This is a genomic window from Rhizobium sp. SEMIA 4085 (assembly GCF_013004495.1).
Lineage (GTDB): Bacteria > Pseudomonadota > Alphaproteobacteria > Rhizobiales > Rhizobiaceae > Rhizobium > Rhizobium gallicum.
The window spans coordinates 22,224-38,290 of the sequence record NZ_JABEPH010000008.1 but is presented as its reverse complement, the minus strand read 5'-3'; the positions used below and the strand labels follow the sequence as shown (position 1 = coordinate 38,290).

Sequence of the window (16,067 nt, the reverse complement as noted above, 5' to 3'; positions counted from 1 at the left end):
GCCTACGGGCTTCGAGCCGGCAACCTTTCGTTAACCATGCCGGCCTATTAATAGGGCGCTGCTTTTCCGCGATAGCAAGGCAGCATGTCGCGTAGGCTTTGAAGCTTCAGGCACGCGGCGCTTGGGCTGGATATCTTCTCCAAGGAGTTTGCAAATGCAGCTTATCGCTTTACCGGATACGTTCAATCTGATCGGCAACGATGCGCTTATCGTCATGAAGGCCGAAGACACGCATCAAGCCGTGTGTGTGACGAAAGATGCGCTTGCTGGCGTTCAGGCTGCGCCTGACCCACGGTGGCTGCCGCAGGATCTGAGCGTACTCGAACTTATTGCAAGCCGGAAATTCGATCATGGCGAGATCGCCTTCGATGGCCGCATCTGGATCACGGCGAAGGATGTCCAGAACTGGCATAAAATGACGCGGCACTAAATCCAACCGACCGCGACCGGTTACGAGCGAGCGGTAAGACAACTGTCGCATTTCCGTAATATCCCAGCCCTAAGTTTAGAATGGCTCCAAAACTAGGGGGCCGTTCTCAACTTTGGAGCCAGTCCCATGAACGAACATCTTTCTCAAAAGATATTCCCCACGACGCAACTTGAAGACGCAGATGGCGAAGGCCACAATTCAAGCCTCAATCCGACCATGGGCGAAATCATCAGCAAGCGCTTTTCGCGCCGTAGTTTCCTCCAGGGTTCGCTTGCAGTTGCCGCCATTACCGCGACCGTCAGCCCTGTGGCGTTGATGACAGCGGAAAAGGCGCGCGCGAATGGCGCTTCGGCCTTCTCCTTCCCGGAAGTCGAGGCCGGCGTGGATGCCAATCATCACGTCGCCGAAGGGTACAACGCCGACGTCCTTTTGCGTTGGGGTGACGCGCTCTTCCCGGACGCACCGGCCTTCGACCCGACCAAGCAGACGGCAGAAGCGCAGCGCCGGCAATTCGGGTACAACAACGACTATGTCGGCTTCATCCCGCTTGAAGGTTCTTCGACCCACGGGCTGCTTGTCGTAAATCACGAATATACGAACCCGCACCTGATGTTTCCCGGTATCGTCAAGATCGTCGACGGGAACACCCCCCACACAAGGCTCAGACAGGACAGGTGCGACGACAAACGGCCCGCGGTGGGCGACACGATCGACGAGATCAGCAAGGACGACGGAAAGTGGCAGGGCGTCCAGGAAGGCCGCTACAACCGCCGCATCACCTCTACCACGGAAATGCAGCTTACCGGCCCGGCCGCCGGTCATGATCGGGTCAAGACCTCAGCCGACGCCACCGGCACGCGCGTCATCGGCACGCTCAACAACTGTGCTGGCGGTGTGACCCCCTGGGGAACCTACATCATGGCTGAAGAGAATTTCCACGGCTATTTCTCCGGCGAACTGCCGGAAGGCCATAAGGAAGCCGCCAATTACAAGCGCTACGGCGTGCCGGAAGGCGGATACGACTGGGCCAATTATTACGACCGCTTCGACCTCTCCAAGGAACCGAACGAACCGAATCGCTTTGGCTGGATCGTCGAAGTCGACGTCATGGATCCGACCGCGATCCCGAAGAAGCGCACCGCTCTTGGCCGTACCAAGCATGAGGGAGCGGCATCGATCGTCAGCAAGGACGGCCGTGTTGTCTTCTATCTCGGCGACGATGAACGCTTCGACTATGTCTATAAGTTCGTGTCGTCGGGAACGTTCAATGCGAACGACCGTGCCGCCAATCTTGATCTCCTCGATGAGGGCACGCTTTACGTGGCCAAATTTGCCGAGGACGGTACGTTGCAGTGGCTACCGCTCATCTTCGGCCAGGGACCGCTGACAGCCGAAAACGGTTTTGCCAGCCAGGCCGACGTTCTCATCGAGACGCGTCGCGCCGCCGACATTATCGGCGCAACGAAACTGGCCCGGCCGGAAGACATCGAACCGAACGCCGTCAACGGCAAGGTTTATGTCATGCTGACCAACAACAGCAAGCGCAAGGCCGATCAGGTGGACGCCGCAAATCCCCGACCCGACAACGCCTTCGGTCACATCATCGAGATCACCGAGGATGGCGGCGATTACTCCGCAACTTCAGGCAAATGGGAAGTTCTCTTAAAGTGCGGCGATCCTGCGGTTGCCGAAGTCGGCGCGACGTTCTCGACCGAAACTTCCAAGAACGGCTGGTTCGGCATGCCGGACAACTGCGCCGTCGATTCGGCCGGCCGTCTTTGGGTCGCAACGGACGGCAATAACAACAAGGCCACCGGCCGCACTGACGGCCTTTGGGCTGTCGACACCGAGGGTGACGCCCGCGCCACCTCTCGCCTGTTCTTCCGCGTCCCGGTCGGTGCCGAGCTCTGTGGTCCGCTCTTTGCCCCGGATGACGAAACGGCTTTCGTCGCCGTGCAGCATCCCGGGGACGGCGGTGATGACTGGGCGGGCCATGGCCGCCCATCCTATTACGAAGATCTTTCCACCAGGTGGCCAGACTTCAAGGATGACATGCCAGTGCGTCCGTCTGTACTTGCCATCACTAAGATCGGCGGCGGCAAGATCGGCATCTGAGACGGCGCGTTGACACAGCCTTTGTTAGCCGGGACGAGTCCGTCGTCCCGGCTATTGTTGGCCGCCGGAACACAATTTTGTCTGCATCCCATGCCCTCTCGCGTCACAAAAACTTCATGCACTTCTGCGAAAGCTTTGGCCAAACGATTTGCGCATCCTTTCGATAAGAATTCTTCATGACCTCGTCCTCAGTCTCCACCCGCCTGTCACCGGCGGCCTCGCAACGGCTTTTGCTCCTGGCAAATACGGCACTGAAAGCGGGGCAAACCGCCCGCAGATCGCTAAAGCGGCGGCTGGTGAGCGAGATCGTCTCGAAGGCTCCGCGTGACTACCAGACGGAAATCGACGTGGCGGTCGAGCGGATCATCGTCGATGAGGTGGCGAAAGCCTTTCCCACTTACGCGATCAAAGGAGAGGAAGCCGTCGGCAATCGTGATGCCGAGGCCAGCACACCTGTCATCTATATCGACCCGATCGACGGCACGACAAACTACGCATGGGGCATTCCGCATTTCGGCATGACGATTTCGATCGCCGAAGGTGACCGCATCGTGGCTGGTGTCATCTATGATGCGATGCAGGATGAACTGTTCAGCGCGGAGGCCGGCGGCGGCGCTTATCTCAACGGCGAACCGATCCGCTGCATCGAGAACGCCGAAATCGAAAGCGTCCTAATCGGCGCTGGACTGCCCGTTCCAGGACAAGTGAAAGCCGTCAGCGAGGACACTTACTTCACCGCGCTCAAGCGGCTGATGGTCAATACGGCTGGTGTGCGGCGGCTGGGCTCAGCAGCACGTTCGATTGCCTATGTGGCATGCGGACGGCTGGACGGCTTTTTCGAAGACGGCCTGTCGTTGCATGATTATGGCGCGTCGGTCCTTCTGGTCGAAGAGGCTGGCGGACAGGTTTCGGCCTTTTCCGGCGGGCCGGTCACGGCAAACGGCGATATCCTCGCCGCAAATAGGGCGATCCATCCGTGGCTTGTCCAGGGGTTTAACTGAGCTGGGGACTTACAGGTGCTTGACCAGCAGCGCTTCCAGCCCGACCGGATCGTCGGTCGTGATTTGATCCGCTTTCAGGTCAAGAAGCCGGCGAACCTTCGGCAAGACTTCGGGAACGGCTGCCGTGACGGTATAGGCATCGACGCGGCGGCCAGCGCGATGGAAGGCGTCAATGAGATCATAACCTGCAGCGTCGGCGAAGAGTACCAGTTCGTAATTGAGATAGAACATTCGCGCGCGCGGCGATGCCTTCAGCGCTGTTTCCACGAAGCCTGCGAAGTCGCGGCTTTCGATCAAGCGCTCAATCGCCCCGTCGTAGCAAGGGTCATAGCCGATCGGCATGTCGGGAACCGCGCCGGAAAGCCGTTCGACGGCTGCAGCGTCGCCTCCAGACAGAATGACCGATCGCGCGACCGGCGACATTGCTGCGGCAAAGGCGGTAATATCCACGTCGCGAATACTCGCCGACGCCTCCTTGAGATCCAACTGCAGGACGGCATTTTCATCGCATTCGCCCGCAAGAAGAAGCTGCCCGAGATCGTCGATCAGCATCACCGGGTGATCTGCCGGCACGCCGGCATCATCGCGAAGTTGCAAGCCACGCAGATACTCCTGCGAAGCATTCACGACACGGCCCGTGCCCGTCGTGGCCCGATCGAGTGTTTCATCGTGAAGAACCGCAAAACCTTCGCCGCAAAAACGAATGAGATCTATCTCGACGCTGGCGCCGAGCAACATGCCTTCGGCGATCCGCTGGCGCGTGAATGAGATGTCACCGGCGAAGCGATGGCCACGATGCCATTTCAGCCATGTCCGGTGCGCACCTGTATCGACGGCAATCCCTCTGCGGTCAGACATGTCCGAGCATCCGATCGGTTTGCAGCTCGCCGGCGGCGGCCGACCGATGGACGAGCTTGTTGTCACGAAAGGCGAAATAGGCGGTGGCTGCCGGTTCCACAAGGGAGCCCCTTGTCCAATCGACATCCGGTGCCGTCATGGCCTTGAGCCGCGTGCCGTCTGCAAGGTCGATATCGACGATCCTGTGAGTGCCGAAATCGATGCTGCGATGCACGATTCCGGCGCCTGACTTCTTTGTCCGGCTGAGCGAGAGCGCTTCCGGTCGGAAGGCGAGCACGAGATCGCCGTCTTCGACCGGAACTGTAAGCGAAAAGTCCGGATGTTCGCTGATCCCGTTGCGGACCTTCACGCGAACGAAATTCATGGAGCCGATAAAACCTGCCACGAATTCGGTCTTCGGTTCGCGGTAAATGAGGTCCGGCGATGCGGTCTGTTCCGTGCCGCCATCCCGCATGACGACGACCCGGTCGGCAAGCGCCAGTGCCTCGTCCTGCCCATGAGTGACAAACAGGGTCGTGATGCCCAGGCGCTGCTGGATGTCGCGCACCTCTTCCCGCAGGCGCTCGCGCAAATGCTGGTCGAGACTGGCAAAAGGCTCGTCGAGCAGCAGGATCTTCGGCTCGAGCACGAGCGAGCGCGCCAGCGCCACGCGCTGCTGCTGCCCGCCCGAAAGTTGTGTCGTCATCCGCTTTCCGTAGTTGGAAAGGCCGACAAGTGCGAGCGCGCTTTCAACCCGCTCGGTGATCTCGGGTTTCGGCAGCCTGCGTATCCTCAACCCGAATGCAATATTGTTGAAGACGTCCATATGCGTCCAGAGCGCATGGCTTTGAAACACCATCCCTGTCGGGCGCTTCTCCGGCGCAAGTGTCGTAACATCCTTGGCGTCGATGAGAATTGAACCTGCGCTCGGTCGCTCGAAACCGCCGATCATGCGAAGAAGCGTCGACTTTCCGGACCCCGATGGTCCGAGCAGGCAGACGAGCTCGCCATCATCGACATCGAGCGAGAAATCGCGCACCGCGAACGAAGCGCCGAAGGCCTTTGAAATCCCTTTGATCGTCAAGCGTGCCATCTCAAGCCTTTCTTCGGGTCATGCCCCATCCGCACGTCACGCGCCAAAGCCGCGGGCAAAGGCACCCGTTCCAACGACACGGCGGGCAAACATCAGCGCGATGAAGGACGGCACCCACAACAGGACCGAGAGGACTGCGCCGTACTGCACGACGATCTGATTGTTGATGAAGGTGATCATCAATACCGGCATGGTTCGGACTTCAGGAGCACCGATCAGCCACGCTCCCTCCGTTTCGTAGAAGGTACCAACAAAGGTGAGCAGAAGCGCAGCCGCAATTGTCGGTGCAGCCTGCGGAAGGGTGATCGACCAGAACACCCGCAGTGGTGCGGCACCTGCATCCCGGGCCGCTTCCTCCATGCGCCGGTCAACGTTCTGGAACGCCGCGACAGGGATCCAGATCATCAGCATGAGGGTGCCGACGAGCTGGATCAGGACGACACCCCAGAACGTGCTGATCAGGCCGAGCTGCAGGAAGATGCCGGCGATCGCGACAAGCAGTCCGAACTTCGGGAAGGCGTGCGAAGCAAGAAAGGACAGGAAGAGGATGTTCCTGCCCGGAAAGGTCATGCGCGCAAATGCGTAAGCCGCCGGCAGGCAGATGACGGCCGACAGCAGCGTCACGGTCGCCGTCAGCCGAAGGCTGAGAAAAAGCGATTCCCAGACGTCGGAGCGCGATAGCGTCTGTGACCAGAAGCGCAACCCGAACTGCTGCGGAATGACAGAGGGATAGCGCCAAACCTCGGTAAAGGCCCAGGTTCCGACAACAATCAGCGGAAGCGCGATGAACAGGGTCAGCAGCGCCGCAAACAGGATGCCAACCCAATCAATCCTTGCCGCACTGGCAGTTGTACCATGGATCATCGACCGCCCTCCCGGTTTTTCGCGATCGAGCGAACATAGAAGATCCCGAACACCAGGCAGAAGCCGAAGGTGATCACCGCTTGCGTCAGAGCATTCAGCGGGTCGTTGAGGTCGGAGAACGTGCGTTGCATGAACGGCCCCATCATCTCGGGCGAAGCTGGACCAAGCACGTAAGGCAGCGTGAAGGACGAAAAGATGCCGAGGATGGCGAAGGAGGCCGTGACCAGAAACGAATTGCCCATTCGCGGCAGGATAATTGAAGCGAAGACCCGCAACGGAGAAGCACCGACATCGCGCGCAGCTTCGATCGAGCTTTTGGCGATATTGCCCAATCCGGCCGCCAGCATCAGCACCGTCAGGGGAAGATTGTCCCAGACGAGGCCGATCACTGGTCCCCAGGGCGTCAGATATGGAGACGGCAGCTTTGGCAGGCCGGTCGCGTTCAGGAGGATGTCGACGGTGCCGTTCGGACCGATCGTGCGGATAAGCGCGTAGGAGAGGATGATCGACGGGACGAACATCGGAAAGATTGCAAGGCCTTGGACATAGGCTGCGAGCCGTCCCCGCGAAAAGCGCAGATACAGCGCGATCGGTAGGCCTGTCGCGAGAAGCAGCAGGCCGCAAACCAGTGTCGTCCAAAGCGTAAGCCAGAGATTGGCCAGGCTATAGGTATCGCTGAAGAAAAAGCGATAGGAGGCAAGCGAAAAGACAGTAGCGCCGTCCGGTTGGCGCACGAAAACCGTGCCGATGACTGCGGCGATGATCGGATACACGATCAGCCAGCCCAGCAGAAGCACCGGCACGGCGACGAGAAGAAGCCCTGCCGAAGCGTTCGTGGCGGCTGGTGCGCGCCAGCGCGCCAGCGATCGTAGCGCAAACTCCCTGCGCATCAGGTACGGCTGATGCCCGGCGCGACGCTGCGGTACCAGCCGTCATTGATGGCAGGCTCCCAATCGCCGCTCGGAAAGGTCGGGATCGTCGCCGGGACGACATCGGTATATTTCTGGCGGAGTTGCTCGGAGATATGCTCCCAGGAGATGCCCGGAAAACCACCGATCTCGGTGATGATTGCTTCCTGCATCTCCTTTGTCAGCAGGAAGGCGGCGAGCTTCAAGGCCGCGTCCTTGTGTGCGCCGTTCGAAAACACCGTCATGCGCGAGAAATTGCCGCAAAGCGCAAGGTCGCCGAGCTGAACGAGGCCGGTCGTTTCCGGCAGAACGCCCTGCGAGATCGCTTGCAGGACCTGGTCGGACCAGACCGGCGTCATGGTGACGACGCCCTGCGCCAGAAGCTGGATCGACTGCGTGTTGCCGGCCGTATACGCGCCCTTTTCATAGAGCGACGGCGCAAGGTCGTTGAGGATCGCCCAGGCAGGCGTCAGGGTCTGGTTGGCGTAATCGGCCGAGAAGTTGTCGATCGTGAATTTCTTCGGATCGCGGCCGTTGGCCTCATGGATGGCGCGGCGAACGAAGTTGCCGCCTGAACCACCTTTGTCGGGACGATTGTAGATAAACTGGCCGGGATTGGCCTTGATCCATGAAATCAGCTGTTCCCAGGTTTTGGGCGCATCCTTTGGGTCGAGCTTGGCCTTGTCATAGGCGAGAAGAACCTGCGAGCCGCGGTAGGGAAGCGAATATTCGCTGTCGACGCTCAGCGGATTGACGCGGTCGAAGCCTTCGACGTTCTCTGCGGAGAACTTGACCCAAAGACCGGCGTCGATCCCACCCGTCGGCAGGCGTGGATCGAATGTTTCGAAGATGTCTGCCTGCGGATCGGTCTTGGTCTGGAGGGCGGCCAGGGCTCGATCGGCAATGGCGCGCAGGCCAGTATTGTCGCCGGCATCAGTGACCTTCAAGGCAACGTCTGGATGGGCCGCTTCGAAAGCCGGACGGACGATGTTGTTCCAGAAGTCGACGATATTGGCATCGGAGCCGCTGTAGAGATCGATCGTCCTCGCTGCTGCGGTGGCAAAACGCGGCGCAGCCAGAACAGCTGCTGCGGCCGACGACGTGATAAGAAACTCGCGTCTGTTCATTACCCACTCCATTCGTTTCGCGGTCGCACACCGCGTGCCTGTTGGAGCTAGCTAACGCTGACGCGTGACATCGGGATGACAAAAGGGTCCGGACGAAGGGTTTTTTGCACAGCCGTGCATTCATATCTATGCAACAACAACATCGACAAAAGAATAGGCGAGTCCGACGTTGTTGAATGCGGCCGATGATTGACGGCCGGTCTGTGGTCATCTTTTCGCCGTCGCGCTTACATTAGATTGTAATCAATCGCGGCTAGATTGTTTTCATCATCAGGAGGCAACTATGCGCGATATGACCATGTCAGAGGTATTGACCGATCCACTGATCCGGCAGCTTATGCGCGCCGACAGGGTATCGCTTGACGCTTTTGCAACATTGCTTCGCGAAGCTGCAGCGCGCGTCGATGCACGGGCAATGAATGGCACGAGCGCCGGTGTGCGGTCAGACGATAACGAGGCTTCAGCACAGTTGCACGGGACGATCATGCAAACGGAAGCCGTATAAAATGCATGCCCCAATGTTTGTCGCCCGGCGGTGCTTTCTGACTTACGAGCATGCGGTTCTTCCAGCCCGAGAATGATCTCATGGGCACCGGACGGGGCTTGATCGGTCCCGTAACAGCGATCTGCCAAGCCGCGATATGGTCTACAACTTCAAGAGAAAGCGAAGATCCAAAGACGGCGTCAGCGGGTAGCGCCCCAGAGGTAGGCGACCGCCGCAACTATGCCGACGGCCGTCAGGGGTCTTGCCCTCACATGCTCCTCGATTTCATAAACAAAGCTTCTCGCCTGAACTTTCGCGATCCGCGCAGTATCGGAGGCGAGCTCTGTTGCGGACTCCGAGACGCGGCTTACTTCTGCTCGCAGAGCCTTGATCTCGCCGCGGTTGACCTCGCTCCGCTTTCGACTTGCAGCGAGCGCTTCATCGACCAAGGAAGATTTTTCGTCGGGCATTTGGGGGTCGCGCTGCCGCTGGACGCGCTCGGCCGCCTCGGCGTCCACTCTTCCAGATGGTGCCGTGGTGTGGGTGGCCGAAACGGGATCCGAGGCCGGAAAGGTGTCCTCAAGCCCTTTCTCGAGTTCGCCCTTTCCCGATCGCTTGCGCTGCTGGGCCTGCTCCCGCTTCATGGACTGAACTGCTGGGGATTCGTCTGGATTTGGCATGTCGAGTTCCTCCTTGCTTGATCGCAGTAATCCCGCAGGTGCCGGGAAGTTCCGGATTTGTGTTCCAACTGCCACCGACCAGCATGTCAAAGTCGAAAGTCATTACGGCGAGTATCCTTGCCGGAACTTCACCGCGAATAGTGGCTGGCCACTTGCAGTTCTGCGTATTTCAGCAAAAAAATTTCCATCAGTGCTGTTTTCGTTGATGATCTTGCCGACGCTTGATTTTTCGTGGCTGCGGGGAGTGGCCCTAATCGCTTCAACAACAGGCAGGTATGCGTTTGCATTGCGTTACAGCTGCAGAAGAAGGCGCGTTAAATCATAGGGATGCATTGGGATCTTAAGATGCCGCTTACGCCTAAAAAATATCCGGAACTTTAAAGTTCGACCGGGTGTTCCTTGCACGGATCTCGGCGATCCCAAAAAGGAACACAACAATGCGCGCGTTCATCCTAGCCGCTACCGCCCTCGGGACATCCGCCTTCTCTGTGCTGGCCCAGGCGACATTTGCGCCCTCCCCGTCCGGAAACACGCCTGCGATCGCAACACCAGGCACGAAGAACCCGACTGCCCCCGTCGCAGGTGCCAACAGCTTCACCGAAGCCCAGGCAAAGGATCGCATCGAAAATGCAGGCTACACGGAGGTTAAAGACCTAAAACTCAACGACAAAGGCGTCTGGATGGCCTCGGGCATGAAGGACGGCAAGGCTGTTTTGATCGCCCTCGACTATCAGGGCAACATTGTCGCCGAATAAGGAAGCCCAGGCGCTCGAAATGAGAGTTGTACCCGGATTCTCCGACCTGCGAAACGAAATCGCAGCAGTGTGAAGCATGGTCAAAGCCTACGAACGTTGCTGTCATCTCAGATTATATTTCAACCGACACTTTAGGTAAGCGATCTTAAGTCATGGATATAACGGGATTCAGCTTCCTGACGGGATGGGCACTTGCTGCGTCCAACACTGGGCGGATTTCTAAAAGCTTGGGGCCCTTCTGTTGGCCATTTTGTCAGCGGCAACTGCGTCCTTGTTGACCTTGCCAAATTGCCTCACCGGCAGATCGGCTAAAACAGAGCACACGAACTGTCTGCTGCGACGGCGGGCTCAATTTAGGCCAGCCAGCCTATCAGTCCCCGCGCAATTTACGGGTGATGAAGACAGCTATGCCACCGATCCCCAGGACTATGACACCCCATAAAACCCATACACTTTGATTGACCATGAAACTCGAGGAAGGGTACGGGAAGAGCCCGCTACCTTGTCCGATCCAGAGCAATCCGAGCAGGATCAAGCTCGCCCCGAATGCATAACCGAATTTCCGTCTCATGTTCATCCCCCTCTCTCACTTCCGGCCATGATGACGAGACGATCATAGGCCGCCCAGCCTCGACAGTATCCGCAATTCACGCACCACCCGGCGCGGGGCAAACTTCGATGCCGGTGGCATCACTTCCGATGATCTCCTCGAAGCGCCTCGGCAGAGCGTCGCCCGATGTCGCCGATGAAGCCAATACAACCTCCCAGCATGCATCTGCTTCTTTCAGACGGCAAACACTCAATGTCTGTGCCCGGCTGCAGGCGACCGATTCCGGCACGAGGGCGATGCCGAGCCCGTGTCCGACGAGTTCCATCAACGTGCCGAGATCGCTCACCTCAAATGCGATCTTGCGATCAATGTTCGCCGTCAAAAATAGATCATCGATGATTTTGCGCGTACCTAAATCGTGCTCGAATTCGACAAAGGCATGCGTTGCAATTTCATCAAGTGAAACAACCTGGCTTGAGGCAAGTGAATGCGATTTGTTGCAGACGACAACCAGTTCTTCGCAGGCGATGGTGACGGTTACAATGTCGGCCGGCGGATCAAACATGGGCAGGAATGCAAGGTCGAGTTTGCCGTTCCTGACCTTCTCCAGAAGATGGACCGCGCCTCCCTGTATCAGCCGCACGTCGATATGCGGATGACGCTTATGAAAACGGGCAAGTAGAAGCGGCAGATCGACAAATGCCGGCAGTCCCTGAACTGTTCCGAGGTTCAACTTGCCCGATTTCGCCTGCGCAACAGCGTCTACCGCTTCCCGTGCGTCCTTCGCTGCCTCAAGGACAATCTCCGCCTTTTCGAGCAGCGCCCTGCCGGCGGCCGTCAGTCGCACCTTTCGAGTAGTGCGGACGAAAAGCTGCGCATTGAGCTCTTGTTCCAACGCCCGGACTGAACTCGAAAGAGCGGACTGAACAATGTTCAACCGCTGCGCGGCTTTCGTGAAATGCTCGGCTTTTGCCGCAGCAACAAAATACTGGAGCTGGCGTAGTTCCACTGGAACCTCATTTTTCACACATATTGATCAATCTCATCTAAATCTTCCGTTTGAAAGATGGAAGCGCCTGACGCATTCTCTGGCGGCGTTTTCGGCATTGCTTCTACCTCACGTGATCAACCTATTCGTTCATGACGGTCTTCTCGACGCTGTCCTTCCCGACAGCTGCGCAGGAGAGGAAGCGTAGGCTGCACACGGCCACGATCGGTGCCGATGATGCGCAGACAGTGGCCGCCCTTGGTGTCGCGGCTTTGATGTATCAGGAGGTTGACATGGACTATCGTAAACTCGGTCAGAGCGGCACAATCGTGAGCGCCTATTGTCTCGGCACGATGACCTTTGGTGCGGAGGCGGACGAGCCCGCCTCTTATAAGCTGCTCGACGATTATTTCGCCTGGGGCGGCAATTTCATTGATACCGCCGACGTATATAGCGCTGGCAAGTCTGAAGAGATCATCGGCCGCTGGCTGAAGACGCGGCCGACCGAGGCAAAGCAGGCGGTGATCGCAACCAAAGGCCGCTTCCCGATGGGCCCGGGTCCCAACGATATCGGTCTCTCACGCAGACATCTTAACCAGGCGCTTAACGACTCGCTCCGTCGCTTGGGCATCGAGCATATCGATCTTTACCAGATGCATGCTTGGGACGCGCTGACGCCGATCGAGGAGACTCTGCGCTTTCTCGACGACGCCGTTTCAGCGGGCAAGATCGGCTACTACGGTTTTTCCAACTATGTCGCCTGGCAAATTGCCAAGGCTTCCGAAATTGCCAAGGCGCGCGGCTACACACGGCCGGTCACGCTTCAGCCGCAATACAATTTGCTGATGCGCGATATCGAGCTTGAAATCGTCGCGGCCTGCCAGGATGCCGGCCTGGGGTTGCTTCCTTGGTCACCGCTTGGCGGCGGCTGGCTGACTGGAAAATACAAGCGTGATCAGATGCCGACCGGCGCAACCCGTCTGGGCGAAAATCCAACGCGCGGCGGCGAAGCCTTCGAAGCCCGCAATGCGCAGGAGCGCACCTGGGCAGTTATCGGGGCGGTCGAGGAGATTGCCAGAGCCCGCGGCGTCAGCATGGCGCAAGTGGCGCTTGCCTGGACGGCGGCGCGCCCGGCAGTAACCTCCGTCATTCTCGGCGCGCGAAATCCTGAGCAGCTCGCCGACAATCTCAATGCCGCCAGCTTTGCGCTTTCGCTTGAGGAAACCACCAGGCTCAACGAAGTCAGCGCGCCGACGCCCGGGCAATATCCCTATGGTGAGCATGGCATTAACCAGCGCCACCGCAAGATGGAAGGCGGACGCTGAATCTTGAAAGGCGGCGTCAGATCCTGACGCCGCTTGTCTCATCAAAGAGGTGAAGTTTCTCCGGATCGACAATCACGCCGATAGTATCGCCTGCCCGAGCATTTCCGCGACCGGTTTCGACAATGGTAAGTTCTGGTCCGGTTGCCGCAGTGATGAAGGTCGAAGAGCCTGTGGATTCCACGACTGCGACCGGAACGTCGAAGGTGCCCTGCCCCTGGCCGGTGATGCCGATATGCTCGGGGCGAATGCCGGCGGTTATTCTGCGGGCGGGGAGCAGTTTGCTTGAGATCGTCAGCTTGTGCTTCAACGGGCCGGGGTCGAGCGGCAGGCTTGTGCCATCTTCGCCGACGATCGCCGGGATAAAGTTCATTGCGGGCGAGCCGATGAAGCCGGCGACGAATTTGTTGGCTGGCGTGTCGTATAGATCAAGCGGCCTTCCCTGCTGCTCGATGACGCCCTCGCGCATGACCACGACATGATCGGCCATAGTCATAGCCTCGATCTGGTCGTGGGTAACGTAAACGGAAGTCGCGTGAAGTCGGTCGTGCAACGCACGGATTTCCTTGCGCATATGGACGCGCAGCGCTGCGTCCAGATTGGAAAGCGGTTCGTCAAAGAGGAATGCCTTAGGATGACGGATGATGGCGCGGCTCATGGCGACGCGCTGGCGCTGGCCGCCTGAAAGTTCGCGCGGATAGCGTTTCAGGAGATGCGACAGGCCGGTGGTGGCGGCGACTTCCTCGGCGGCTTTCTTCGCCTCGGCTTTGGCGACGCCGCGGATGCGCAGACTATATGTGAGATTCTGCTCGACTGTCATATGCGGATAAAGCGCGTAGGACTGGAAGACCATTGCCACGTCGCGCTTGCGCGGCGGCACGTTGTTCATCAGCTCCCCAGCGATCTTGAGGTCGCCCTCAGAGATGCTTTCAAGGCCCGCGAGAGACCGCAGAAGCGTGGACTTGCCGCAGCCGGAAGGGCCGACGAGCGCCACGAACGTCCCTTTGGCAATCGACAGGTTGATGTTCTTGAGAGCGTGGAAGGCGCCGTAATGCTTGTTGACGCCGGCAAGCTCGATCTGAGTGGTCATTTGAGGGCTCCCGAGGTGAGGCCGGATACGATGCGGCGCTGCAAGAGAACGAAAATGGCGAGGATCGGCGTTACATACATCGTGGCGTAGGCCATGATGTTGTTCCACTCGTTCGTGTTCGGTCCCATGAAGGAATTGAGACCGACACTCGCCGGCTGAAGCTCGGCGGCTTGGATTATTGATTTCGCATAGACGAATTCGCCGAAGGCCTGCATGAAGATGAGGATCGCGCTGACGAGGATACCGTTGCGCGCCAGCGGCAAGACGATGTTGAAGAAGGCGCCGATGCGGGAATTGCCGTCGACAAGAGCGGCCTCTTCCAATTCCTGCGGCACGGCCATGAAGGTGGCGCGGACGAGGACGACGAAGAAGGGCATGCTTTTTGCTGCAATGGCGATGATAACGGCAAGGCGCGGATAGTTGAGCATGCCGAGCTGCGAGAAACCGACGAAGATCGGTGTAACCATCAGCGAGGCCGGAAGAACCTGCAGCATGAGGATCAGGAACAGGCCAATATCCACCCAGATGCTGCGATATCGCGCCAGCACGTAAGCGCAGCCAACGCCGAGAATGGTGATGAGTGCAACGGAACCGAGCGCGATCACCAGCGAATTCCAGAGATAGCGGCCCATGTTCCGGCTCTCCCAGACATAGGCATAGGTGCTCCATTGCGGAGAAGACGGCCAGAAGCTCGGCGGCGTGGCGAACATCTCCGAGCCGCTTTTCAGCGCCGTGACGTACATCCAGTAGAGCGGAAAGAGATAGATCGCCGCCATGGCGACGGCGATTGCGAACATCAGCCGGTTGCGGTTTGTATCACTCATCCGCGCACCTCATGGCGTGTCGAGCGGACATAGACGACAGAGGCGATCATGACGAAGACGATCATGATGACTGAGATTGTGGCACCCTTGGCGAAATCATATTGGCGGAAAGACAAGTCCCAGGCCCAGTATTGCGTTACATTTGAGGAATTGTTCGGCCCGCCAGAGGTGATCGCGGCGAAGAGGTCGAACTGTTGCAGCGTGAAGATCAGGCCAAGGGCGATGATGGCGCCGATCGTCGAGCGCATCATCGGCAAAGTGATGGTCCAGAAGCGCTGCCAGGCATTCGCACCATCGAGTTCTGCAGCTTCATAGAGATCGCCGGGGATGGCCGATAGGCCGACGGATAGAAGGATCATGTTGAAGGAAGTGCCAAGCCAGATATTGGCAATGATGACGGCAAAGAGCGAATAGTGCGGATCGGAACGCCAGAAGATGTTTCCCGAGATGATGCCGCTTTCCCGCAGGATGAAATTGAGCACGCCGAAGTCGCCTGACAAAATCCAGTTCCAGATGGCGCCGACAACGAGGCCCGGCATGACCCAGGACACGAGAAAGAGACCGCGCAGCCACGACGCACCGGGAAAGTTCACCCAGAAGAACAACGCAAGCCCGAAACCGATCAGGAACTGACCTGCGATCGAGCCGGTGACGAAGATCAGCGTGTTGTAAAGGATCCCCAGCGTCTCGGGCTGCGCAAAGATATCCGTGTAATTCTTGAAGCCGACGAAGGGGCGCGAGAAGGTCCCGAGGCTGAACATGTCAACCTCTTGGAAGCTCATCACAACATTGTAGATGAGCGGTAGCCCCGCCATCAGGAACAGAAAGCCGAGTGGAAAGGCGACAAGCACGATATCGAAACCGCGGCCGTCCTTAACGCTCATCAGGATCCTCTTCATCGGGCCTCCGATAACTCCGAACGGGGCTGCCTGGCGCTCTCGCGGAAGACAGCCCCTGCCGGGAGGAAATGGTTGAGTTTCTCCTTCTCCCCGGAGCGGG

17 protein-coding genes are annotated in these 16,067 nt (G+C 58.6%); 6 read left to right on the top strand and 11 right to left on the bottom strand.

Annotated elements, in window-relative coordinates; translation table 11 throughout:
- Window positions 1-154: 154 nt before the first annotated feature.
- The 3 genes from C9413_RS02055 (at window position 155) to C9413_RS02045 (ending at window position 3,546) form a co-directional block, all read left to right on the top strand.
- The gene (locus tag C9413_RS02055; protein ID WP_040115459.1) at window positions 155-430 is read left to right on the top strand and encodes a hypothetical protein; all 276 of its coding nucleotides are present in this window, start codon (window positions 155-157) and stop codon (window positions 428-430) included.
- 126 nt (window positions 431-556) lie between these two features.
- Window positions 557-2,545, top strand: coding sequence for a PhoX family phosphatase (locus C9413_RS02050; RefSeq protein WP_170250144.1), 1,989 nt, complete (start codon window positions 557-559; stop codon window positions 2,543-2,545).
- Between the two features lie 176 nt (window positions 2,546-2,721).
- Window positions 2,722-3,546 (top strand): inositol monophosphatase family protein, encoded by an 825-nt coding sequence (locus tag C9413_RS02045; protein ID WP_170250143.1) that lies wholly within the window; start codon window positions 2,722-2,724, stop codon window positions 3,544-3,546.
- 9 nt (window positions 3,547-3,555) lie between these two features.
- On the opposite strand, the gene C9413_RS02040 is transcribed toward C9413_RS02045, so the two are convergent.
- From C9413_RS02040 to C9413_RS02020, 5 genes are read right to left on the bottom strand one after another with little or no spacing between them, the layout of a single operon-like run.
- Window positions 3,556-4,404: a glycerophosphodiester phosphodiesterase family protein gene (locus C9413_RS02040; RefSeq protein WP_040115462.1), complete on the bottom strand. Its 849-nt coding sequence runs from the start codon at window positions 4,402-4,404 to the stop codon at window positions 3,556-3,558.
- The gene (locus C9413_RS02035; RefSeq protein WP_040115463.1) at window positions 4,397-5,476 is read right to left on the bottom strand and encodes an ABC transporter ATP-binding protein; all 1,080 of its coding nucleotides are present in this window, start codon (window positions 5,474-5,476) and stop codon (window positions 4,397-4,399) included. Before C9413_RS02035 ends, C9413_RS02040 begins: the two co-directional genes overlap by 8 nt.
- 36 nt (window positions 5,477-5,512) lie before the next feature.
- On the bottom strand, window positions 5,513-6,340 hold the full coding sequence (locus C9413_RS02030; protein ID WP_040115464.1) for an ABC transporter permease subunit: 828 nt from the start codon (window positions 6,338-6,340) through the stop codon (window positions 5,513-5,515).
- Complete coding sequence (locus C9413_RS02025; RefSeq protein ID WP_040115465.1) at window positions 6,337-7,230, bottom strand: ABC transporter permease subunit; 894 nt, start codon at window positions 7,228-7,230, stop codon at window positions 6,337-6,339. The genes C9413_RS02030 and C9413_RS02025 overlap by 4 nt, the downstream gene beginning before the upstream one ends.
- The gene (locus C9413_RS02020; RefSeq protein ID WP_040115466.1) at window positions 7,230-8,375 is read right to left on the bottom strand and encodes an extracellular solute-binding protein; all 1,146 of its coding nucleotides are present in this window, start codon (window positions 8,373-8,375) and stop codon (window positions 7,230-7,232) included. Before C9413_RS02020 ends, C9413_RS02025 begins: the two co-directional genes overlap by 1 nt.
- A gap of 283 nt (window positions 8,376-8,658) precedes the next feature.
- Here C9413_RS02020 and C9413_RS02015 point away from each other — a divergent pair, with 283 nt between their 5' ends.
- The gene (locus tag C9413_RS02015) at window positions 8,659-8,880 is read left to right on the top strand and encodes a hypothetical protein (RefSeq protein ID WP_040115467.1); all 222 of its coding nucleotides are present in this window, start codon (window positions 8,659-8,661) and stop codon (window positions 8,878-8,880) included.
- Between the two features lie 179 nt (window positions 8,881-9,059).
- Here the strand turns inward: C9413_RS02015 and C9413_RS02010 are convergent, their stop codons facing one another.
- The gene (locus tag C9413_RS02010) at window positions 9,060-9,539 is read right to left on the bottom strand and encodes a hypothetical protein (RefSeq protein ID WP_040115468.1); all 480 of its coding nucleotides are present in this window, start codon (window positions 9,537-9,539) and stop codon (window positions 9,060-9,062) included.
- Between the two features lie 437 nt (window positions 9,540-9,976).
- Here C9413_RS02010 and C9413_RS02005 point away from each other — a divergent pair, with 437 nt between their 5' ends.
- Window positions 9,977-10,294, top strand: a complete 318-nt coding sequence (locus C9413_RS02005) for a hypothetical protein (RefSeq protein WP_040115469.1) — start codon at window positions 9,977-9,979, stop codon at window positions 10,292-10,294.
- A gap of 370 nt (window positions 10,295-10,664) precedes the next feature.
- On the opposite strand, the gene C9413_RS32995 is transcribed toward C9413_RS02005, so the two are convergent.
- Both C9413_RS32995 and C9413_RS02000 read right to left on the bottom strand, forming a co-directional pair.
- Window positions 10,665-10,865: a hypothetical protein gene (locus C9413_RS32995; protein ID WP_040116574.1), complete on the bottom strand. Its 201-nt coding sequence runs from the start codon at window positions 10,863-10,865 to the stop codon at window positions 10,665-10,667.
- 76 nt (window positions 10,866-10,941) lie between these two features.
- On the bottom strand, window positions 10,942-11,853 hold the full coding sequence (locus C9413_RS02000; protein ID WP_052451793.1) for a LysR family transcriptional regulator: 912 nt from the start codon (window positions 11,851-11,853) through the stop codon (window positions 10,942-10,944).
- A 272-nt stretch (window positions 11,854-12,125) separates the two neighbouring features.
- Here C9413_RS02000 and C9413_RS01995 point away from each other — a divergent pair, with 272 nt between their 5' ends.
- On the top strand, window positions 12,126-13,157 hold the full coding sequence (locus C9413_RS01995; protein ID WP_040116576.1) for an aldo/keto reductase: 1,032 nt from the start codon (window positions 12,126-12,128) through the stop codon (window positions 13,155-13,157).
- A 16-nt stretch (window positions 13,158-13,173) separates the two neighbouring features.
- Here the strand turns inward: C9413_RS01995 and C9413_RS01990 are convergent, their stop codons facing one another.
- Genes C9413_RS01990 through C9413_RS01980 form a run of 3 tightly spaced genes read right to left on the bottom strand, consistent with a single transcriptional unit; the run spans window position 13,174 to window position 15,967 of the window.
- Window positions 13,174-14,244 (bottom strand): ABC transporter ATP-binding protein, encoded by a 1,071-nt coding sequence (locus tag C9413_RS01990; RefSeq protein ID WP_170250142.1) that lies wholly within the window; start codon window positions 14,242-14,244, stop codon window positions 13,174-13,176.
- Entirely contained in the window at window positions 14,241-15,068 is an 828-nt protein-coding gene (locus C9413_RS01985; protein WP_040115471.1) for a carbohydrate ABC transporter permease, read from the bottom strand. The genes C9413_RS01990 and C9413_RS01985 overlap by 4 nt, the downstream gene beginning before the upstream one ends.
- The gene (locus C9413_RS01980) at window positions 15,065-15,967 is read right to left on the bottom strand and encodes a sugar ABC transporter permease (RefSeq protein WP_040115472.1); all 903 of its coding nucleotides are present in this window, start codon (window positions 15,965-15,967) and stop codon (window positions 15,065-15,067) included. The genes C9413_RS01985 and C9413_RS01980 overlap by 4 nt, the downstream gene beginning before the upstream one ends.
- Window positions 15,968-16,067 lie beyond the last annotated feature (100 nt).